The 19,488-nt window shown below is 45.9% G+C and carries 13 protein-coding genes; 10 read left to right on the top strand and 3 right to left on the bottom strand.

Features of this window, described 5'->3' with window-relative positions; all coding sequences use genetic code 11:
• The first annotated feature begins 23 nt into the window (after positions 1-23).
• The 10 genes from BZA03_RS03080 to BZA03_RS03035 all read left to right on the top strand — a co-directional run bounded on the left by BZA03_RS03080 (position 24) and on the right by BZA03_RS03035 (position 14,064).
• Positions 24-1,289, top strand: coding sequence for an amidase (locus BZA03_RS03080; protein WP_110287943.1), 1,266 nt, complete (start codon positions 24-26; stop codon positions 1,287-1,289).
• Positions 1,290-1,457: 168 nt separating this feature from the next.
• Positions 1,458-3,035, top strand: a complete 1,578-nt coding sequence (locus tag BZA03_RS03075) for a gamma-glutamyltransferase family protein (protein ID WP_110287942.1) — start codon at positions 1,458-1,460, stop codon at positions 3,033-3,035.
• 72 nt (positions 3,036-3,107) lie between these two features.
• Positions 3,108-3,926 carry a sulfite exporter TauE/SafE family protein gene (locus BZA03_RS03070; RefSeq protein ID WP_014949089.1) on the top strand — a complete coding sequence of 273 codons (819 nt, stop codon included), beginning with the start codon at positions 3,108-3,110 and terminating at the stop codon, positions 3,924-3,926.
• Between the two features lie 10 nt (positions 3,927-3,936).
• The gene (locus tag BZA03_RS03065) at positions 3,937-5,205 is read left to right on the top strand and encodes an alanine--glyoxylate aminotransferase family protein (protein WP_110287941.1); all 1,269 of its coding nucleotides are present in this window, start codon (positions 3,937-3,939) and stop codon (positions 5,203-5,205) included.
• Positions 5,198-6,442: an allantoate amidohydrolase gene (locus BZA03_RS03060; RefSeq protein ID WP_014949087.1), complete on the top strand. Its 1,245-nt coding sequence runs from the start codon at positions 5,198-5,200 to the stop codon at positions 6,440-6,442. The genes BZA03_RS03065 and BZA03_RS03060 overlap by 8 nt, the downstream gene beginning before the upstream one ends.
• Positions 6,443-6,478: 36 nt before the next feature.
• Positions 6,479-6,844, top strand: coding sequence for a DUF861 domain-containing protein (locus BZA03_RS03055; protein WP_110287940.1), 366 nt, complete (start codon positions 6,479-6,481; stop codon positions 6,842-6,844).
• Between the two features lie 216 nt (positions 6,845-7,060).
• Positions 7,061-8,539 carry an adenosine deaminase gene (locus BZA03_RS03050; protein ID WP_110287939.1) on the top strand — a complete coding sequence of 493 codons (1,479 nt, stop codon included), beginning with the start codon at positions 7,061-7,063 and terminating at the stop codon, positions 8,537-8,539.
• Positions 8,540-8,541: 2 nt separating this feature from the next.
• Positions 8,542-10,119 carry a uracil-xanthine permease family protein gene (locus tag BZA03_RS03045; protein WP_110287938.1) on the top strand — a complete coding sequence of 526 codons (1,578 nt, stop codon included), beginning with the start codon at positions 8,542-8,544 and terminating at the stop codon, positions 10,117-10,119.
• A 241-nt stretch (positions 10,120-10,360) separates the two neighbouring features.
• Positions 10,361-12,796, top strand: a complete 2,436-nt coding sequence (locus BZA03_RS03040; protein WP_014949083.1) for a TonB-dependent siderophore receptor — start codon at positions 10,361-10,363, stop codon at positions 12,794-12,796.
• Positions 12,797-12,927: 131 nt separating this feature from the next.
• Entirely contained in the window at positions 12,928-14,064 is a 1,137-nt protein-coding gene (locus BZA03_RS03035) for a purine nucleoside permease (RefSeq protein ID WP_110287937.1), read from the top strand.
• Between the two features lie 14 nt (positions 14,065-14,078).
• Here BZA03_RS03035 and BZA03_RS03030 read toward each other — a convergent pair whose 3' ends face one another.
• The 3 genes from BZA03_RS03030 to BZA03_RS03020 all read right to left on the bottom strand — a co-directional run bounded on the left by BZA03_RS03030 (position 14,079) and on the right by BZA03_RS03020 (position 19,488).
• A complete protein-coding gene (locus tag BZA03_RS03030; RefSeq protein WP_110287936.1) occupies positions 14,079-16,082 on the bottom strand; it encodes an ATP-binding protein in 2,004 nt (667 codons plus the stop codon).
• Between the two features lie 157 nt (positions 16,083-16,239).
• Positions 16,240-17,160 (bottom strand): diguanylate cyclase, encoded by a 921-nt coding sequence (locus tag BZA03_RS03025; protein ID WP_110287935.1) that lies wholly within the window; start codon positions 17,158-17,160, stop codon positions 16,240-16,242.
• 222 nt (positions 17,161-17,382) lie between these two features.
• Entirely contained in the window at positions 17,383-19,488 is a 2,106-nt protein-coding gene (locus BZA03_RS03020) for an EAL domain-containing protein (RefSeq protein WP_110287934.1), read from the bottom strand.

Genomic DNA, 19,488 nt, shown 5'->3' with positions numbered 1-19,488 from the left:
CAATAACGAATAAGTAACGCGCTGTGAGCTCTCCTTTTGTACTGAAGCCCTGTGATGCCAAGTTCACGCAGGCAATTAAAAACCTAGAAATCGCATTCAGTCTTGACGGTAGTGTTAAAGATGACGCATTTTCGGCGTCAGGAAAAGCGCTGAATCAGGCAAAAAGTCAAAGTAAATTGCCGCTTAGCGGACTAGGTCTGGCAGTAAAAGATTTGTTTCACATTGAAGGATTGCCAACCGCAGCAGGAAATCCTGATTGGTTAGCCACACACGCGATTCCGAAAAACACAAATCGTTGCGTAGCAAAGATGCTTCAAGCGGGTGCCGCGTTCAAAGGCAAAACCATCACTGATGAACTTGCCTACAGTTTACACGGGCAGAATAAGCACTATGATACACTGGTTAACCCGGCGGCGCCGGCTCATATACCTGGTGGTTCTTCATCAGGTTCAGCGGTGGCTGTTAGCGCACACCTTGCCGACATAGGGCTTGGCACCGACACCGGCGGCTCTATTCGCGTACCGTCGAGCTATCAAGGGTTATGGGGGCTTCGCACCACGCACAGCGTTGTGGCCTGCGACAATATGGTGGCACTTGCCCCGTCGTTTGATACCGTGGGCTGGATGACACGCGACCTAAACACGCTGACTAAGGTTGCCAATGTCTGCATAGATAGCGCAACACAAAGTGAAATATCAGGTTCGCCTCGATTTGGCATAGCAGCGCATTTATTTGAGCAGGCCGCTCACAAATCGCTGTGCAAAACATGGCTTGCAGCGCTGGCAGATAACAACGACTGTATTGTATTGTCAGAGACACAGCTAGATTTAAAAACCTTACAAACTGCCGCTACCTTTCGTACCTTACAGGGCAATGAAATATGGCAGCAACATGGCGAATGGATTGAATACACTCAACCCGATATCGCCAAAGATATAATGTTGCGCTTGAATTGGTGTAAAACCATAACAACGCAAGAAGTAGAACAAGCTAAAGCGCAACAATCTGTGGTAATCAATCATTTAAACACGCTGTTTGAAGAAATAGATGTATTGATTATTCCCACGACACCCGGTGTAGCACCTCGATGTGATGCCGATGAAACAACGCTGGCAAATGATAGAAACGCTCTGCTCGCACTCACGGCGATAGCTGGGCTTGCGGGATTACCCCAACTTCATTTGCCGTTGTTTACCCTACACAACGCCCCATGCGGATTATCGCTAGTGGGCAAAAAAGGCAACGATCTTGCACTTCTCGCGTTAGCAAAAAAGCTAACCACTCGCTAAACGTGTAAAGCGCGCCTGTTTTTTTAAGTTGCACTTAAAAAAAACATTAGCGCCCTATCGCATTCAAGTTGAAACTAGAAAGCGGAAGTAAGACCTAAGCGCCCGTCATTTTGCCTGATTTGGGCTTAACCTGACTGCGCGGTTGCCGAGTTTTTGAAGGAATTAAAAATGAGTGAAAAACCAAATATAGCGTTTACTGCCCCTCACTTTGCGGCATCGCAAGTGGGCTTAAACATATTAGAAAAAGGCGGCACCGCTATTGAAGCTATGGTAGCTGCTGCAGCATCTATCGCGGTTGAATACCCGCACATGAATGGCATGGGTGGTGATGGATTTTGGCTAATCAGTGAACCTGGTAAAAAGCCGATTGGTATTGATGCATCTGGCGTAGCAGCAAAGGGCGCGACACCTTCTTTCTACGAGGGTAGCGATGCCATACCGAGTCGAGGCGGAAAGTCAGCATTAACCATGGCAGGCGCAGTTGCTGGTTGGCAAGCCGCGCTTGAATTAAGTCACAAATGGCAAAGCGGTTTACCGTTAAGTACATTGTTCGATACGGCGATCAGTCAAGCTAACTGGGGGATTGAAGTTACCCAAAGCTTGGTGGATGCCAGCAACAAAACCTTTGACGAGCTAAGTGCGGATGAAAATTTCGCTCAGTTTTTGATTAAGGGGAAAGCCCTTAAAAAAGGTAAAATTTTAAAGCTAACAAAGCTCTCTGAAACTTTGAAGCATTTAGCAGAAAAAGGGTTAGATGATTTTTATCACGGTGAGTTAGCTTCACAGCTGGCTGAAGACTTAGAAGCCGCCGGCTCCCCTATTCGTCTTGAAGATTTTAACAATTACAAAGCGACAATTGTTGAGCCATTGTCAGTGTCCACCAGCAAAGGCAAGCTTTATAACTTGCCGGCGCCCACACAAGGTGTGGCGTCGCTCATTATTTTAGCCTTGTACGACAAAGTTCAGCATTTAGGCAGCACCGATGCTGATATGGTGCATTTACTTATTGAATGCACGAAACAAGCCTTCATTGCGCGTAACGCGAACGTAACCGACCCATCTCGTACGCCTGTTAGTCTTCAAAGCCTGTTAAGTGACGATGTGCTTGATGAAATGGTGAAGAACATCTCATTAGATAAAGCACTTCCTTGGCCCCATGAAGCCAAGCACGGCGATACTATTTGGATGGGTTGCTGCGATTCTGAAGGCCGAATGGTGAGCTACATACAGTCACTTTACTGGGAGTTCGGCTCGGGCGTAGTGAGCCCGCAAACAGGCATTGTTTGGAACAACCGTGGCACTTCGTTTTCACTCGATCCAAACAGTAACCAATATTTGACCCCAGGCTTGAAACCATTTCACACACTTAACCCCGCTTTCGCTGAGCTTGTTAACGGTCGACGCATGAGTTACGGCACCATGGGTGGTGAAGGTCAGCCTCAAACCCAAGCGGCGCTGTTTGCTCGTCATGTCTACCACGGCCAACCTATCGCCAAAGCTATTTCCCTCGGCCGTTGGCTACTTGGTAGAACGTGGGGCGATCAGAGTCACAACTTAAAAGCTGAGCGTGACTTAGTTGAGTACGTAGGTGAGAGCTTACTGGCACGGGGCCACGATATGGTGACGGTAGATCCTTGCAACGAACTCATGGGTCATGCTGGTGCAATCATTCGCGACACAGAAGGTACAGTGAGTGGCGCAAGCGACCCAAGAAGTGACGGCAAAGCCTACCTTGGACACCGCTAGTTTATTCGCAGTGGCTAAGACGCAGCACTGACAAATAGTTAAACCAATAAACGTTAAAGAGAAAGAAATTACATGCAGTTTTTAATGGATAACCTAACGGTTATATTATCGCTTGCGGGAACAGGCGTGTTCGCAGGCATACTAGCAGGAATGCTTGGCGTAGGTGGAGGCATTGTTATTGTGCCGGTACTGTTTTTCTTGTTCCAAGCCCTTGGTGTGTCCCCTGAGAGCGCAATGGTAATAGCCACGGCCACGTCATTGGCAACCATCGTCCCTACTTCAGTAAGCTCTATTCGTGCTCATCACAGTAAGGGCAATGTAGACTTTGCGTTGCTAAAAGCGTGGGCAGTGTTCATTTTAATTGGCGTGCTTGCCGGAAGCTATGCGGTGACGGCTGTTAACCCGACGTTCCTTACCTTACTGTTTGGCATTATTGCAACCTTGTCTGCCATTAATATGCTTATTGGCAAGAAAGACGCGCTATTTAAAGGGCTACCGGGCCGCGCGGGTCAGTCGATTATGGCAACCTGCATTGGCCTATTTAGTTCTATGGTAGGCATTGGTGGCGGTACGTTAACCGTGCCGACTCTCACATTTTGTAACTACCCAGCACACAAAGCGGTGGGTACCGCTGCTGCAGTCGGTTTAATTATTTCGCTTCCAGCGGCACTCACGCTGCTATTTGTTGGTACCACTCCTGTTGACGCTCCCTTCGCTACGTACGGCTATGTAAACTTGCTGGGGTTTGTCTGCATTGTTCCGCTCACCGTGTTATTTGCGCCTGTCGGAGCAAGCATAGCCAACAAGCTAGACGCTGGCTTACTTAAGAAAATCTTCGCCGTTGTTCTCATCATCACTGGCTTGCGCATGCTAGCGCAAGTGCTTATCTAGGAGTGCCCACATGTCTAAAGAAGCTTCTAACAGAACGTTTGCTCCACTATCCCCGCCGCCTCGCTTGCTAATGGGCCCGGGCCCAATTAACTGCTACCCCCGTGTGTTAAGCGCGATGTCTACCCAGTTATTAGGTCAATATGACCCTGTAATGACTGGCTACATGAACGAGGTGATGCAACTTTACCGCGATGTTTTCAATACGAAAAACCAGCAAACCTTCTTGGTTGACGGTACGTCGCGCGCTGGAATTGAAGCTGTATTGGTATCGGCAATTGAGCCAGGCGATAAAGTCCTCGTACCTATCTTCGGGCGTTTTGGGCATTTGCTTGCTGAAATTGCAGAGCGCGCCGACGCTGAAGTTCACACCATTGAAGTGCCGTGGGGCGAAGTGTTTACGCCTGAACAGATTGAAAAGGCGATAAAAGACGTAAAACCAAAACTGCTTGCCATTGTTCAAGGGGATACGTCCACCACCATGCTGCAACCGCTTGCAGAAATTGGCGCGATTTGTGAAGCAAACGATGTGTTGTTTTACTGCGATGCAACAGCGTCAGTAGGTGGGAACCCGCTAGACGTTGATGCGTGGAAATTAGATGCGGTGTCAGTTGGCCTGCAAAAGTGCTTAGGAGGCCCATCAGGCAGTGCTCCTATTACACTAAGCGACAAGTTTGTTAAAACCGTGCGTACCCGTCACCACGTTGAAGCCGGCATTCGCGATGCTCACCATGAATCCGCGCGTGGCCCTAAAATTCGTTCTAATTACTTCGACTTGCCCATGATCATGGATTATTGGGGCGAGGAGCGACTAAATCACCACACCGAAGCGGCCAGTATGCTCTATTGTGCCCGTGAATGCGCGCGCCTACATTTAGAAGAAGGCCAGGAGAACGTGATTGCTCGTCACAAAGTAGCGGGCGACGCGATGCTAGCCGGTATTCAGGCCATGGGACTTGAGCCCTTCGGCGATCTGAAACACAAAATGTACAACGTTGTAGGTGTTCATATTCCCGAGGGTGTTCATGGCGAAGAGGTACGCGAAACCTTACTTCTGCGTTTTAACATTGAAATAGGCACTAGTTTTGGTCCGCTAAAAGGAAAAATTTGGCGCATTGGCACTATGGGCTATAACGCCAGAGAAGATGCCGTGTTACATACCCTCCAGTCCCTTGAAACTGTGCTTCGTATGCAAGGGTTTGCGCTACCTGCTGGTAAAGGTGTAGATGCTGCGCTTAGCGTTTATGCTAAGGCTAAAGCGGCGGGAGTCACCAATGGGTGAATTCGCAGAATTTGCTGAATTGGCTACGCAAGTCATGGCAAGGTGCGAAACATTAGGCACCTTAAGCCAGGACCCAGCCTGTTTAGACAGGCGCTATTTGACCGAACAACACAAGCTTGCAAATCAACTAGCCTCAGGGTGGATGATTGAAGCAGGAATGACCACCTGGCAAGACGCCGTTGGCAATATATGGGGGCGCTATACATCAAGCGTACCCAACGCACCGCGATTAATTCTAGGTAGCCACCTCGACACTGTGCCTAACGGCGGAAAGTACGACGGCATGCTAGGCGTGGTCGCCGCTATTTCGCTGGTCGCTATGTTTGACGGCACGCAAACCAAGTTCCCTTTTCATATCGATATTGTGGGTTTTTGTGATGAAGAAGGCACGCGATTTGGCACCACCCTTTTAGGAAGCCGCGCGCTCACCGGTAAGTGGCAAGAGCAATGGCGTCATTTAAAAGATGAAAATGGCGTGAACTTAGAGCAAGCCATGGCGAACTTCGGCCTTAATTTCGACGCAGTAAACAGTGCCGCTATTTCCCGTACCGACATTTTGGGTTACATAGAACTTCACATTGAACAAGGCCCTGTTTTAGAGCAAGAAAATCTGCCTGTTGGCGTTGTCAGTGCTATTGCAGGTGCAAAACGTTTTAATTTTTCAGTAGAAGGCATGGCGGGTCACGCTGGCACTGTGCCAATGTCTATGCGACGAGATGCATTGTGCGCAAGTGCAGAGATGCTATTGGCTGTAGAGAGCATAAGCTTGCAGCGTCCGGGCGTTGTAGCCACGGTAGGTAAAATTGAAAATGCGCCAAACGGTGTTAACGTCATTTCTGGTCGCACACGTTTTTCTCTCGATATCAGAAGCGAAGATGATGAATTGCGAGATTCTGTATTGGCAGAAATATTGCAAAAGTTTGATGCCATTGCGCATGCAAGACAAATAACGCTAACACGGGAGCAAACCCACAGCGCACCTGCGGTACATTGCGATAGCCAGCTAAAAGAAGCACTCGTTCGGGGGGTAGAAGAAAGCGGGATTAAGCCGAGGGTACTTGCCTCGGGTGCAGGTCATGACGCTATGGCCATTGCAGATATTTGCCCTGTGGCCATGTTGTTTACACGTTGTAAGGGCGGAATAAGTCACCACCCTGCAGAATCTATTACTATTGATGACGTGGCCGCAAGTTTGTCAGTACTTTATAAAACCATTAGCAAGCTCAAGCATACGTAGTGGTCAAATCAGTAAAGTTTCAATGAAGGGTTAATAATGAAAATAACAAGGATTTACAACGATGAAGCAGGCAAAAGTCATTTTGGCGAAGTGGAGATTGCGCTAAAAGACGGCGGTCCCATCGGCATGCTTTCAGAAAAATTTGGAGCCGATAAGATCATTTTTCGCGAAACGCCTGCAGATTATGATTTTAAGTGGCATCCAGCGCCGGCGCGACAACTCCTTTTCATAATTAAAGGGCGTGCTGAATTTACGGTGTCTAACGGTGAACGCCGCGTGTTTGGAGCAGGTGACGTACTATTGCTAGAAGACACAGAAGGCGAAGGCCATTGTTCCCGCGCAATGTACAATGAAGTACGCCACTCAATTTTTGTGACGTTAGATGAAGGCGTAGTCCTATAAAACGACCGTTCGCACTGCTCTGAAAAAATGCGCTAATTTAGCGCATTTTTTTGTTTAGGCACCAAAATGGGGCTTACGAATTGCCTAATTATTTGATCCTGACCCAAATCCACATAAAAAACACTTTAAAACAACAACTTAAAAACACACTACCAAGCAGACCAACTGGTCAATATCTTGCAACCACAGAGCAACTATTGCTAAGAAAAATTGCTCATGTCATTTGTTGTACGAACCCTGTTCATTTTGTCTTTATCCTTTGTTGGTTTTTATTCCGCCGCAAACCCCTTTCCTACTGAAGAAGACGCAAACAATTGGTTTAAGCAATATACACAGTCATTGACCGACTCACAGACCTATCAACTACTTAAACAGTTTCCAAAAGGCGGTGACTTGCACCATCACTTATCAGGCTCGGCGTACGGCAAATGGTGGTATGAGCTAGCAACTAATCAAGCGCTAAACGGCGGCTATCAGTACTTCACGAAGGTGAATCATAGCGAGTGTGACTCGGCGCCGTTGTTTCATACTATTTCTAACACTACCCACTCAAAACTAACGAAATGTAAACAAAAGCAATATAAAGCATTGAATGCCCTAAGTAACAAAGAGCAAGACGCGTTTATCCATAGTGTTGAACTTGATAAGCCAGAAGAAGGTCGAGAGGAGTTTTTTGAATTTCACTGGCAGCGTTTAAGCGAGCTTACTCAAAACCCCTATATTACAGCGCAGGTTCTGCTTAGAAACATGCAGCTGTATCAACAAGAAAATGTGCGCTATTTAGAAACGCAAATGAACGTTAGGTTTATGAATCGCGCAGACGGGAGCCGCTTTCCCCCTGCTGAAGCACTTAAAGTTATTACAGACATGCTCGATAGCGAACCAGCGAAAGCTACCGGTGTCACCGTTCGTTTTCAATATGCCTTGGTTCGTTTTACTGACAACATTGAAGCCCAATTAGACTGGATCTTCAAATTCGTAGACGCCAACAGAAAATGGTATGTAGGGATAAATTTGGTTGGCAGGGAGGATGATCCCCGAGGTCAACCCAAACGCTTTTTAGCGCCTATAACGAGACTTAGAGCTCAATATCCAGCCATTCGCCTCTCCTTTCATGCAGGTGAATCTGAGCATGCAGATACCAATATTCGCGACACCTTACTGTTAGGCGCAGAGCGAATAGGCCATGGCATTAATCTGCTAAAAGATCCTTCAACGTATTTGCTCATGCGCCATAACCGCTATTTGATTGAAACCAATTTAATTTCAAACCTAAAGTTAGAATACATCGATGATTTGAGCGCTCATCCCTTTCCTCAACTTTTAAGAACCGGTGTACCCACTGCACTTTCAACCGACGACCGAGGGATGTGGGATGCCACACTCACAGATGAATATTACCTGGCGTTTACCCAGTTCAATCTAAGCTGGAGTGAGCTAGTTACATTAAGTCAAAACAGTATCAAGTACAGCTTTTTACAAGACGAGAAAAAAGAGCAACTACTTACTGAGCTAAACCGAGATCTAACACAGTTTTTAGCCTTAATAGCGGAAAACGCTAACCAAATACCTTCTGCAAACAGCAAAGTACAACCTCTTAACAGCAACGTGGAACGCTACAGTGATTTCATCTGCGAGTTTGCCGCCTCGGTCTGCACCAATGAAGGAAATAACAAGGAAATAACAAGGAAATAACCATGTCTTCAAATCACAGCGAACTACTTTACGATTTACATGATAGTCCGGCATTTCTTCCTTCACTTACCGCGGCATTTCAGCATTTACTTGCAAGCTTTGTCGGTGTCATTACCCCGACTCTTATTGTTACATCAACACTGGGCCTTACTGAATACACACCTTATCTTATCAGTATGGCCTTGTTTGTAAGCGGCTTAGGCACGGCAATTCAAACAAAGCGTATAGGCCCGGTAGGCAGTGGATTGGTAGCCATCCAAGGTACCAGTTTTGCGTTTATTAGCGCGTTGATACTGGCAGGAAATCAGGTCAAGGCGGATGGAGGAACACCCGAAGATGTTCTGTCTTTGTTGTTTGGATTAACTATGGCGGGTGCCATGGTCGAAGTGATGTTCAGTCTATTTGTACATAAACTCAAACGTATCATTACACCATTAACTACAGGAATTGTAATAACCGCTATTGGGCTAAGCTTGATAAACGTAGGCATGACTGATCTTGCGGGCGGCTTTCACGCTGCTGACTTCGCCAGCACAGAAAACTTAGCCGTCGGCCTTGGCGTGTTGCTCATTATTGTTTTCTTGAACGCCTCAACAAATCATTGGCTGCGTTTGAGTGCCATCTTTATAGGTATGGCGATTGGCGCAACCTATGTCGGCATTACAAAAGGATTAGATTTCAGCGGCCTTGCTTCGCTTTCCGTCGTAGCGATCCCCACCCCTTTTGCCTTTGGCATTGCATTTGATATCACTCTCTTTTTACCTATCGCGCTCATCTATTTGTTTAGTGCAATAGAAACGGCCGGCGACTTAACCGCAAATAGCCTTTTCTGTAAGCAGCCTGTGAGCGGTCCGATTTATCTTGCAAGAGTGAAAGGCGGGATTTTGGGCGACGGCGTTAATTCGTTACTTGCTGGCATGTTCAACACCTTTCCAAATACTACATTTGGCCAGAATAACGGGGTTATCCAATTAACCGGCATCGCCAGCCGTAAGGTCGGCTTTTTTGTTGCAGCGCTATTCGTTGTTATTGGGTTCTTCCCCATTGTAGGTGGTGTGCTGCAGGCTATTCCCAAGCCAGTTCTTGGCGGTGCTACTCTGGTTATGTTTGCCATGGTGGCCGTGGGTGGCTTAAAGCTATTAGCCAGCTACGCACTTGATAGGCGCAGTAGTTTGGTGACAGCGTGTGCGCTAGGTATGGCGATTGGTGTAATGATGGTACCAGAAGCCCTTTCTGAATTGCCTTCATGGCTTGAAAATATCTTACTTTCCCCAGTAACCTCGGCCGGCCTTACCGCCGTCATCCTTGATTTAACCTTACCTGGAAAAAAGCCCCTTGCTTCCCCACACGCTAGTGCACAAAAAATTGAAAGCAGCACTGGCGTTGCTCAGGACAACCCTGCTTACGAGCCTATTCACAACCCAAAGCCAGAAGGTAACCGTAGGGCGCCGAAAGTACTCAATGAAAAAGCCGTTGTAAACCATGAGGCTGTTAAGCACTCAGCTCACTCGACACACATTTTAAGTATAGACGGACAACCGGGCGTAACCTCTGCTCTTTTTAGTGCAAAAGCTCGCTAAAAATCACCTTATAAGTGCATGCATTTATGCGATTGAGTTTATTTACATAAAAATAACAATATAAGAACAACATTATATATTTTTATCCCTATAATTCAGCAACTTAAGAGAAGGTTAAAAGTTGACCAACTGGACAAGTAGTTGGCACTCATCCTGCTAACTCTCTTGCCAATAACAAAACGCATATAAAAATGCGTGAAAAGAGCCCTAAAAAGGGGCAACTAAAAATAACGAGGAAACCATGAAAAACACTACATTCAATTTATCTCCTCTAGCAAAAGCTTTTGCAATGACTACCGCGGTCGCGCTATCGTCGCAAGCTTTTGCTCAAGAAGAGACAGAGGTTAAAGAAAAAGACGTTGAAAAAATTCAGGTAACAGGATCCCTTGGGAGCCTTCCTGGCCAAGACGTTGAGTCAGTTTTTGGCTTTGGCAAATCTATTCTCGAAACGCCTCGCTCAGCGTCCACGATTTCTCAAGAGCAAATGGAGCGCTTCAACGTTTCAGACATTGATGAACTCGTCGCGTTCGCACCAGGTACATTCACACAGTCGTTCTTCGGTGTTGCAGGCTCTCTGGATGTGCGGGGCACGCCCGGGGAAACTTACTTCCGCGGTGTTAAGCGCTTAGACAACCCAGGTAACTACCCTACGCCTATTGGCGCGTCCAGCCGAATCGACATCGTTCGTGGTCCGGCATCACCTATTTACGGCCCATCAAAAATTGGTGGTTATCTGAACTTTAATCCCAAGTCTGCCCGTGCGTCATCGGGGCAGTATTTAGATGCACCAACAGGCGCGTTGTCTTACACAACGGGGTCGTGGAACAAAAGCATTTTAACCGCAGAAGTTGGCGGACCGACTAGTGTTGCCGGTAAAGAAATGGGCTATTACATATACGGTGAGCTAGAAAACTCTGACAGTTACTACGACAATACCCAGACTGATCAAACCGTACTTCAAGCATCATTTAATATCGATATAACCGATAACCTTCGCTTTGAATTTGGTGGTATGTACCACGACTACGATGGTAACCAAGTGGCCGGCTGGAACCGATTAACTCAGGAGTTAGTTGACGACGGAACCTATATTACAGGTACGGCTCAACCATTAGATACGGACGGCGACGGTCAAATCAGTCACGAAGAATATGCTGAAGTCGCCGACTTGATTTCACCGTTTATTTTCACGCCAGCTGTCCCATTAGATTCGGTTACAGGCGACTTTTTCGATCCTCTAATGGCATTACAAAACCCAGGTACTACGACCTTAAGTGGTAGCCAAACTTTGGTAGCACCTGATGACCAACTTGGTAACGAAGCCATAACGCTCTACTTCGACACCATTTACTACACGGATAATTGGGAAATTCGCAACCAGCTTTTCTATGATGCATACGACAACATAAACGAAAATGCTTATGGCTTCTCACAATTCCATGACAGCTGGGTTATAGAAGACAAACTAATTTTTGCGACAGAATATGAGAACGACGGACTATTAGCGCAATTTCAATTTTCTCCGTCTGTGCGCTATACCGACTTTGAGCACGGCGATGACTTCACTTACGAGTTCTTTAATCGTCGCGACCTAACCATGCCGTCTTCAGCGCTCGATCGCCGCCTTTTGTCTACCCGCTCGGGTAAAAACTACGACAACTATGACGTAGGTAATTACTTAGACTTAGGCATTGCTGCAATGACCGATTTAACTTGGGACTGGGGTTTAAACTTAGTACTAGGTTTACGATACGACACTATTGACATTGAAAGTACATCGCGTACGGATTTACTTTTGGGCGCTACTGGAGATGAAACACCAGTTTATGCTGAAGAAACCGTAGATGGATGGTCTTGGAACGCAAGTATTTCATATGAGTTTGAATTTGGCCTTATTCCTTATATCACTGCAGCAGAGCAAGCTACCCTTGTTGCAGGCCAGGGCGCCGAGATTGGTGTTGGCCAACTCAATCAACCTGGTGGTGGCGGTGCATTCGACACCTCTGAGCTGATGGAATACGGTATTAAAGGTTCTCTCGTTGACGATACACTCTATTTTGCCCTTTCATTCTTTGAGCAAGAGCGTACCGACTTCAATACTCAGAATACGGTCACCAACAACACAACCAATAACGAAGGCACCGAATTTGAACTTCGTTGGGTAGTCAATGAGAACCTTGTTGTTTCTGCTGGCTATACAAATATAGAAGTTATTAACTTAACTGCACTTGCCAATGGAAACCAATTTGGATTCTTAGGTGCTGACGATTTAGTTGCTCTTGATGATCCTTCGTTAATTTTTGGCGGGAACGTAGTAGGTCTTAACCTTGTTGGTGAAGGAGAAACAAACTCTGACGGACGAAAGGCCGGTATTCCTGAAAATATTTACACGCTGACAGCAACCTATGACTTCCAAAATGGTTATGCTGCCAACGTGAGTATTGTGGATGTGGATGAGGTCGCGTCTGGCTACTCAGCTGCAGTGACACTTCCAGCCTACACGTTAGTCAATGCTGGCTTGTCATATCAGGCAGAAGATTGGTCGTTGAACTTAACCGTTAAAAACTTAACTGACGAGCGTTATTTCCGCTCTAACTTCCCTGATCTATTTGGTAGTCAAATTGTACTACCTGAGCTACCGCGTCACTGGAATGCTAAATTTACTTACTCATTCTAAGTTCGCATACTCTTTGAGCGTGGTCGTGCTTCACGTGTAGATTGAACGTTCGACACACGCTCTCAGGCCTGTAAGTTTTTTCGATAAGAAGCCCAGTTTAATAATGCTGGGCTCTTTTTTAGGAGTACTAAATGCATCTTTCTTTTTATCCACTGCTTAAACAAAAACGGTCTGCCTTTTTCAACGCTTTGCTTATATTGGCTATGTTTTTGGGTTTCTGTAGCAGTTGTTATTCTGCCAGTGTTAAAACCAATGACGCTAAGCCGCCAATGAAAGTGAAGGTTGTTGTGGTAAGTATGTTCGAAATTGGCAGCGACGAAGGCGACGCGCCTGGTGAATTTCAATTGTGGAAAGCTCGCCAGAAACTCACAACCCAATACCCTTTGCCTCATGGCTTTCACGATATTTACGCCAATCCTGATACAGGTGTAATCGGTATGGTTACGGGAATGGGCATTGCGCGCGCTTCAGCAGCAATAATGGCACTAGGTCTTGATCCTCGCTTTGATTTATCCCAAGCCTATTGGTTGGTCGCAGGGATCGCGGGAGTCGACCCTGCGGATAACACCATTGGAAGTGCAATTTGGACCGATTACGTAGTTGATGGCGACCTAGCACATCAAATTGACGCTAGAGAAATTCCGTCTCAGTGGAGTACGGGTTATTTCCCCCTCTTTACTCATGCGCCTTTTGAAAACGCTGACGCTGTAGACGTAAACAACAGCCCAAATGGCGAGGTGTACGCGCTGAACTTACCGTTAGCAAAGTGGGCCTATTCGTTGACAAAAGACACCAAGCTTTTAAACAACGAAGCGATGGATGCACTGAGAGCCAAGTACACCAACTCAGCTAGTGCTAAAGCACTTCCAAATGTATCTATGGGTGCGCATTTATCTGCTTCTACCTTTTGGCATGGCGAAAAACTAAATACGTGGGCAAACGATTGGGTAGCATACTGGACGCAGGGCAAAGGAAATTTTGTTACCTCGGGCATGGAAGATTCAGCAACACTTCAAAGCTTGAGCTACTTGGACAATGCAGGGTTAGTCAACAAAGACCGCTTACTTATTCTTAGAACGGCGAGCAATTTTACCATGCAGCCACCATCATTGAGCGCTGCGGAGAACCTAAAGTTAGAGAGTTCTGGCGATGGATATGCAGCAATGGGAGCCGCTATAGAAGCCGCCTATAAAGTCGGCTCACAGGTGACAGACTATATTGTAACGCATTGGGAAACCGTAAAAGATACGCCCCCTTCAGCGGAATAAACGCACTTTAACCTCTACGCTGTCACTGATTTAGCATTTAGTGCATGGCGCACCTGAAGGGTAACGTCATTTTGTACCACGGGCTTGGCAAGAAAATCGGCCATGCCCGCATTGCTACAATTAGTTTTGTCTTCAGGTGTAGTATTTGCCGTTACAGCCACAATACGGCCGTGCTTGGGCAATAAGTTTTCTTGGACAATAATCTTAGTCGCACTTACCCCATCGAGCACTGGCATAGCGCAATCCATAAATATAATGTCGTATTTTTTAGCTCGGGCCATTTGAACGGCTATTTCGCCATTTTCAGCTTCATCTGGAAGGTAATTAAACTTCTCTAGCATGGATGCAAGCACGAAACGGTTTATATCGTTGTCATCAACAACCAAAACGTTAAGAGGAACGCTAAGCAGGTCTGAAGAGAGGACAACGTCTCTCTGCTTTTCTTTATCTAAAACTGCCATTTCTACAGGTATAGCAATATCGAAACAGGAGCCTTTCCCTGCGCTTGACCGCACTTCAAGCTCGCCATCCATTTTGCCAACAAGTTGATTGACGATAGACAACCCTAAACCGTTTCCATTTAACTCTTCAGAGGCACTGGCGGTGTCGTTTTGAAATGGTCTAAAAATACGTGACAATATTTCATCACTCATGCCCACACCAGTGTCTTCAATTGACGCAAGTAAGATAGGCACATCGCCTTGATGCTTTAACGTAACTTGCACCGAAATATACCCTTTCGGCGTAAATTTAACCGCGTTCGATAGTAAATTTGTAATGACTTGACTGATTCGGGCGGCATCTCCGTGAACATAAGTGTTTTCGTCAAAAGACAGCACCGCGTAAAGCCTTACGCCTTTCTCTGCACATTTTGTTTTAAACACATCCAGGATATCCTCAATTAACGAACGCGCACAAAAATCGCTATATTTTAGTGAGAATTCGCCGTTAATGATGGAGGTGTAATCCAAAACATCGTTTATAAGAGACAATAAGCGGTCTGCGCTATGAAGCGCCACGTCCGCTTTACGCATTCGCACATTTTCTTTATTTTCGAACTTGATCGCCTGCAGCATGCCGGTAATGCCATTAAGCGGCGTCTTTAATTCGTGGCTTATGCGGGATAACAACATGCCACGCTCTTTAGACGCAGCTTCGGCTTCTCTTCTTCTCTCATCCAATTCGAGTCTAAGTTGCACCGACTTGTTTACGTTTTGGAAAGTCCCAAACAAACGAATACACTTTCCGTGCTTCATCTCAGCCATGCCGTGGGTTTCTATCCAAACCGAATTACCTTTGGCGGAGACAAGTTCAAGCGTTGCACTCCACGGTTCACCCGTAGCGACCGTGTGGGAGACAATGCGGTTTATCTCATCTCTATCAAACCCCTCTTTGTAGAAGTTGATAGCTGTTTCTAATGTGGGGACAAAGTCTTCTGAGACTTCGTGAATAAGCCGAGTTTGTGAAGACCAGCTAAGTGCATTAGTGGTCAAATCAACTTCCCATGTGCCTATGTTCGCTACACTTTGTAACTTTTCGTACAACGTGTTTTGATTGGTCTCTGCTTTTTCGAGATGAAACTTATCCAACATCACGCTCAGGCAATCGTCTAACAGCGACAGCTTGTCGAGGTTTACCGACTGTTCCGGGCACGCATTAATAAAGACTAAGCAGACTTGGCTTCCATCTAGGGTATGAACACGGCCTCGGATGTATTTTTCGGCATTAAAATAAGTAGAAAACCATTGTTTAAATGCAGTAGAACACTTAGCGCTGTTTACAGGGAAACAGTTGTCTACAGGCACACAGGTAGAGAAAGAAGGGACCGACTTAAAGTTGGGTGCATACGCCGACGAAGCTTTAACCAATATATTAACTGTCTCTTCGTCCAGCTGTAAAAGTAAACCTTGAAACACACCAAACGAATCGCAGCCTCGCTGTACCAAGCTGGTTAGCGATGCCTTCAACTGGTGTTCCAGTTTCACATTCAAACTCGATTGTTCGTCAAAATAAACCATGGTTCGCTACCCAAGCGTAAAGACCACAAGATTCTTGCCGCTTGCTCGATTCGTCACAGCGGCCCCGCATTTATAATGATAGCTTGGGATTTGAATACGGGATATTAAACAATAGGCTAGAAATTCTATTTTTATGATGGGATATTGGGCGGTGGCCTCAGCCCTTGGCTTGGTTTCGCCCTAATTCTTTTGCTTCAAACAGTGAAATGTCAGCGTCTTCTATAAGCGCAGCCACATCGTCTTCAACCACATCCGTAGCTTTCCAAACTGCAAAGCCTGCACTTATTGATACGCGGTTTTCTATCCCTTTACCATGTGGAATTCTTGCATTGGCGACAGCCTCAACAAGCTGATGTGCCACTAGCTTTGTGCCCTGATGGTCGATATAGGGGAGGACGACTAAAAACTCTTCGCCGCCAAAGCGAATAACGGCATCTTTCGGCCGTTTAACCGTATCCGATACAATTTGCGCCACTTTTTGAAGACAAATATCGCCTTCGAGATGCCCATACGTATCGTTGAAAAGCTTAAAATAATCGATGTCGATCATTATTGCTCCAACCGTACCTTTGTCTCTCGCAACTTGCTTAATGAGTAACGGAATTTCGTTGGTTAAGTACATACGATTGTACAAACCCGTTAGCTGATCGTGAAATGTCATCATTTCAAGGAATTCAGTGCGAAGCTTATTTTGCAGATGTGTTTTGATGCGATGCGTTAACGTAGAAGCGTTAACCGGTTTCATGACAAAGTCTGACGCCCCTACTTCCCAGCACGCATTTTCACTCTCAATATCCATTGTAGATGTAACGAAAATGACGGGGATATGATTCGTTTCAGGCGAGGCTTTTAAAGCGGTACAAACATCTAACCCACTAATGTCTGGCATGTTCATGTCAAGCAGGACTAGGTCAGGAAGGTTTGCCTCGCAGTAGGATATGGCTTCTTCTCCTGACTCGGCTGTAGCACAGGTAAACACCGACTCTAGGATGGATTCAAGCAGCATACGACTCATCGGCTCATCGTCCACAATAAGTACGTTACACTCTGCGTAGGGTTTTATTTCTTTTCGATTCATCGGGTACTTTTATTATTACTACACCAAGGTGACCATTCTCGCTTGCGTTGTTTCTACTTTTACAATATCAAAGTAATAACAACGTTTTACGCAAGTCTAACACCTTACATCTAAATTTGTATCGAAAAGTCAGCTAGTTTGCTTCCAAGTAGGTATGGTTTGAACGACAAGGTTATAAAGAAGAGACTATCGATTAGCACTCTACTCAGCGTCCAGTGAACTTTACGCAACTTGGCAATCATCGATGAACTTTGTAAAGAAATCCGCCATCGCCATAGGGCGACACATAAAATACCCCTGCCCTAAGTGACACCCAAGTGCTTTGAGCGCGGCAAAATGAGATTGAGTCTCTATCCCTTCGGCAACAATGGTTAACTCTAAGCTTAATGCTAAATGCACTATTGCCGTTACGATGTCGTGTGCCTGCTGCTCTTTACCCATATCAATAACAAAAGAGCGATCTATCTTAAGCACATTCAATGGGAACTGACGCAAATAAGAGAGACTTGAATAGCCCGTACCAAAATCATCCAACGCAATAGTAACGCCCAATGAAGCCAAGTCGTTCAGGATATCTCGGGTTTGCTCAAAGTCGTGCATTAGGGCTGATTCTGTTACCTCCAATTCTATAGACGACGCGGCGATACCCGCTTCGTTGATAATTTCAGCAACTTCTTTTGCGAAGCCTGGGTTTGAAAGCTGTTTAGCAGCTACGTTGACTGCCACTTTGAAGTCTTGCCCCAATTCGTTGCATTTAGCGACAAACTCACAGCTTTTTTGCAACACTTGCTTACCTAACTGATGTATTAGCCCAGTCTCTTCTGCCAGCGGGATAAATTCATCGGGTCCAATAACTTTTCCATTTTCGTCGAACATTCTGACTAAGCTTTCCGCACTTAATACTGCGCTATCGTCAAAGTTATATTTTGGCTGTAGGTAAATAGCTAGACTGTCGTTCTCGATAGCATTTCTAAGCTTTATCTCCATCTCCACACGATGATGCATGGCATGCTGCAGGTCTTTTGAAAAGAAACTGAAAGTGTCTTTTCCTTTTGATTTAGAGCGGTACATGGCTGAGTCTGCATGGCGCATCATCTCTTCCGCATTAACAGCATCTTGGGGATAAAGGCTAATTCCAATGCTTAAGCTAAGTTGATGGGCCTTACCGTCTATATCAATGGGCTCTCTGCCCGCCTGCAAACACGCCATAGCAATACTGTCTGCACTGTACCCTGAACCAATTTCAGTAAGTAAGCAGGCAAACTCATCGCCACCCACGCGCGCGAGCGTAGCGCTTTCTCCAACAACCTTAGCAAGGCGCTTTGCAATAGACGCAATAATATAATCGCCGACTTGATGCCCCAGGCTGTCATTGAGATACTTGAAATTGTCGATATCAATTAACAATAACGCTATGCTTTGCTTAGAGGTAAAACAACGAGTGATAGCCTGAACAATTCTATCGTGCAGCAGCACTCGGTTTGGCAGGCCCGTTAGCTGATCATGATTGGTTAAATGTGTCATCTTCACTGCCATTTCAATGGCTTCTGACACATCTTGGAAAACGATAACCGCGCCAGAAAGCTGGCCATCCTCATCAATAATCGGTGACGCTGTATCTTCTACCCTGAATACTTGATTGTGTCGGCTTACCAGCGTGGCGTTATAAGACATAGCTACCGGACGCATCACTTCTAGTGCGTAAAGAGCGGGGTTTAAAAGACGCTCATTTGTCGAGGCATCTCTTAAATTCATAACCTCATCGATAGGTTTGCCAAGGGCTTCCGTTTCACTATAACCGGTTAACCTTTGCGCTACCGGGTTAATAAAAGTTACATCCCCTGCTGCGTTAATTGAAATAACGCCGTCAGCTATAGATTTGAGAGTAATAGCAAGCTGCTTTTTCTCTGCTTCTAATTCGTGATTAACACGAGCAAGCTTCGTTTTTTGGTCCTGAATAGTGAGATGATTTCTAACTCGCATCTGGCACAACCCAATATCAATGGGCTTGGATATAAAGTCTATGGCACCTAACGACAATGCCACATGTTCATTTTCTGGATCGCTATGGGAAGTGACAAAGATTACTGGAATAGCTGCCGTTTCTGGACACGCTTTTAACTGCTTGCAGACCTCAAAGCCAGATAGCTCAGGCATGCTTATATCTAGAACAACCAAATCAGGAAGTTGTGCTTTTATCACCGAAAACGCATTCGCGCTTTGCGAGACCGTAACAACCTTTGCTAGAGATTCTACTGCACTTTCTAATAACAAGAGTGTTGTTGGTTCATCGTCAATGATGACTACTTTCTGTGTCTCATTATCCAT

The organism is Alteromonas sp. I10, from assembly GCF_003201515.1.
Taxonomy (GTDB): Bacteria; Pseudomonadota; Gammaproteobacteria; order Enterobacterales; family Alteromonadaceae; genus Alteromonas; species Alteromonas macleodii.
Note: the sequence above shows the minus strand (reverse complement) of the source record. Positions and strands in the feature narration are given on the sequence as shown.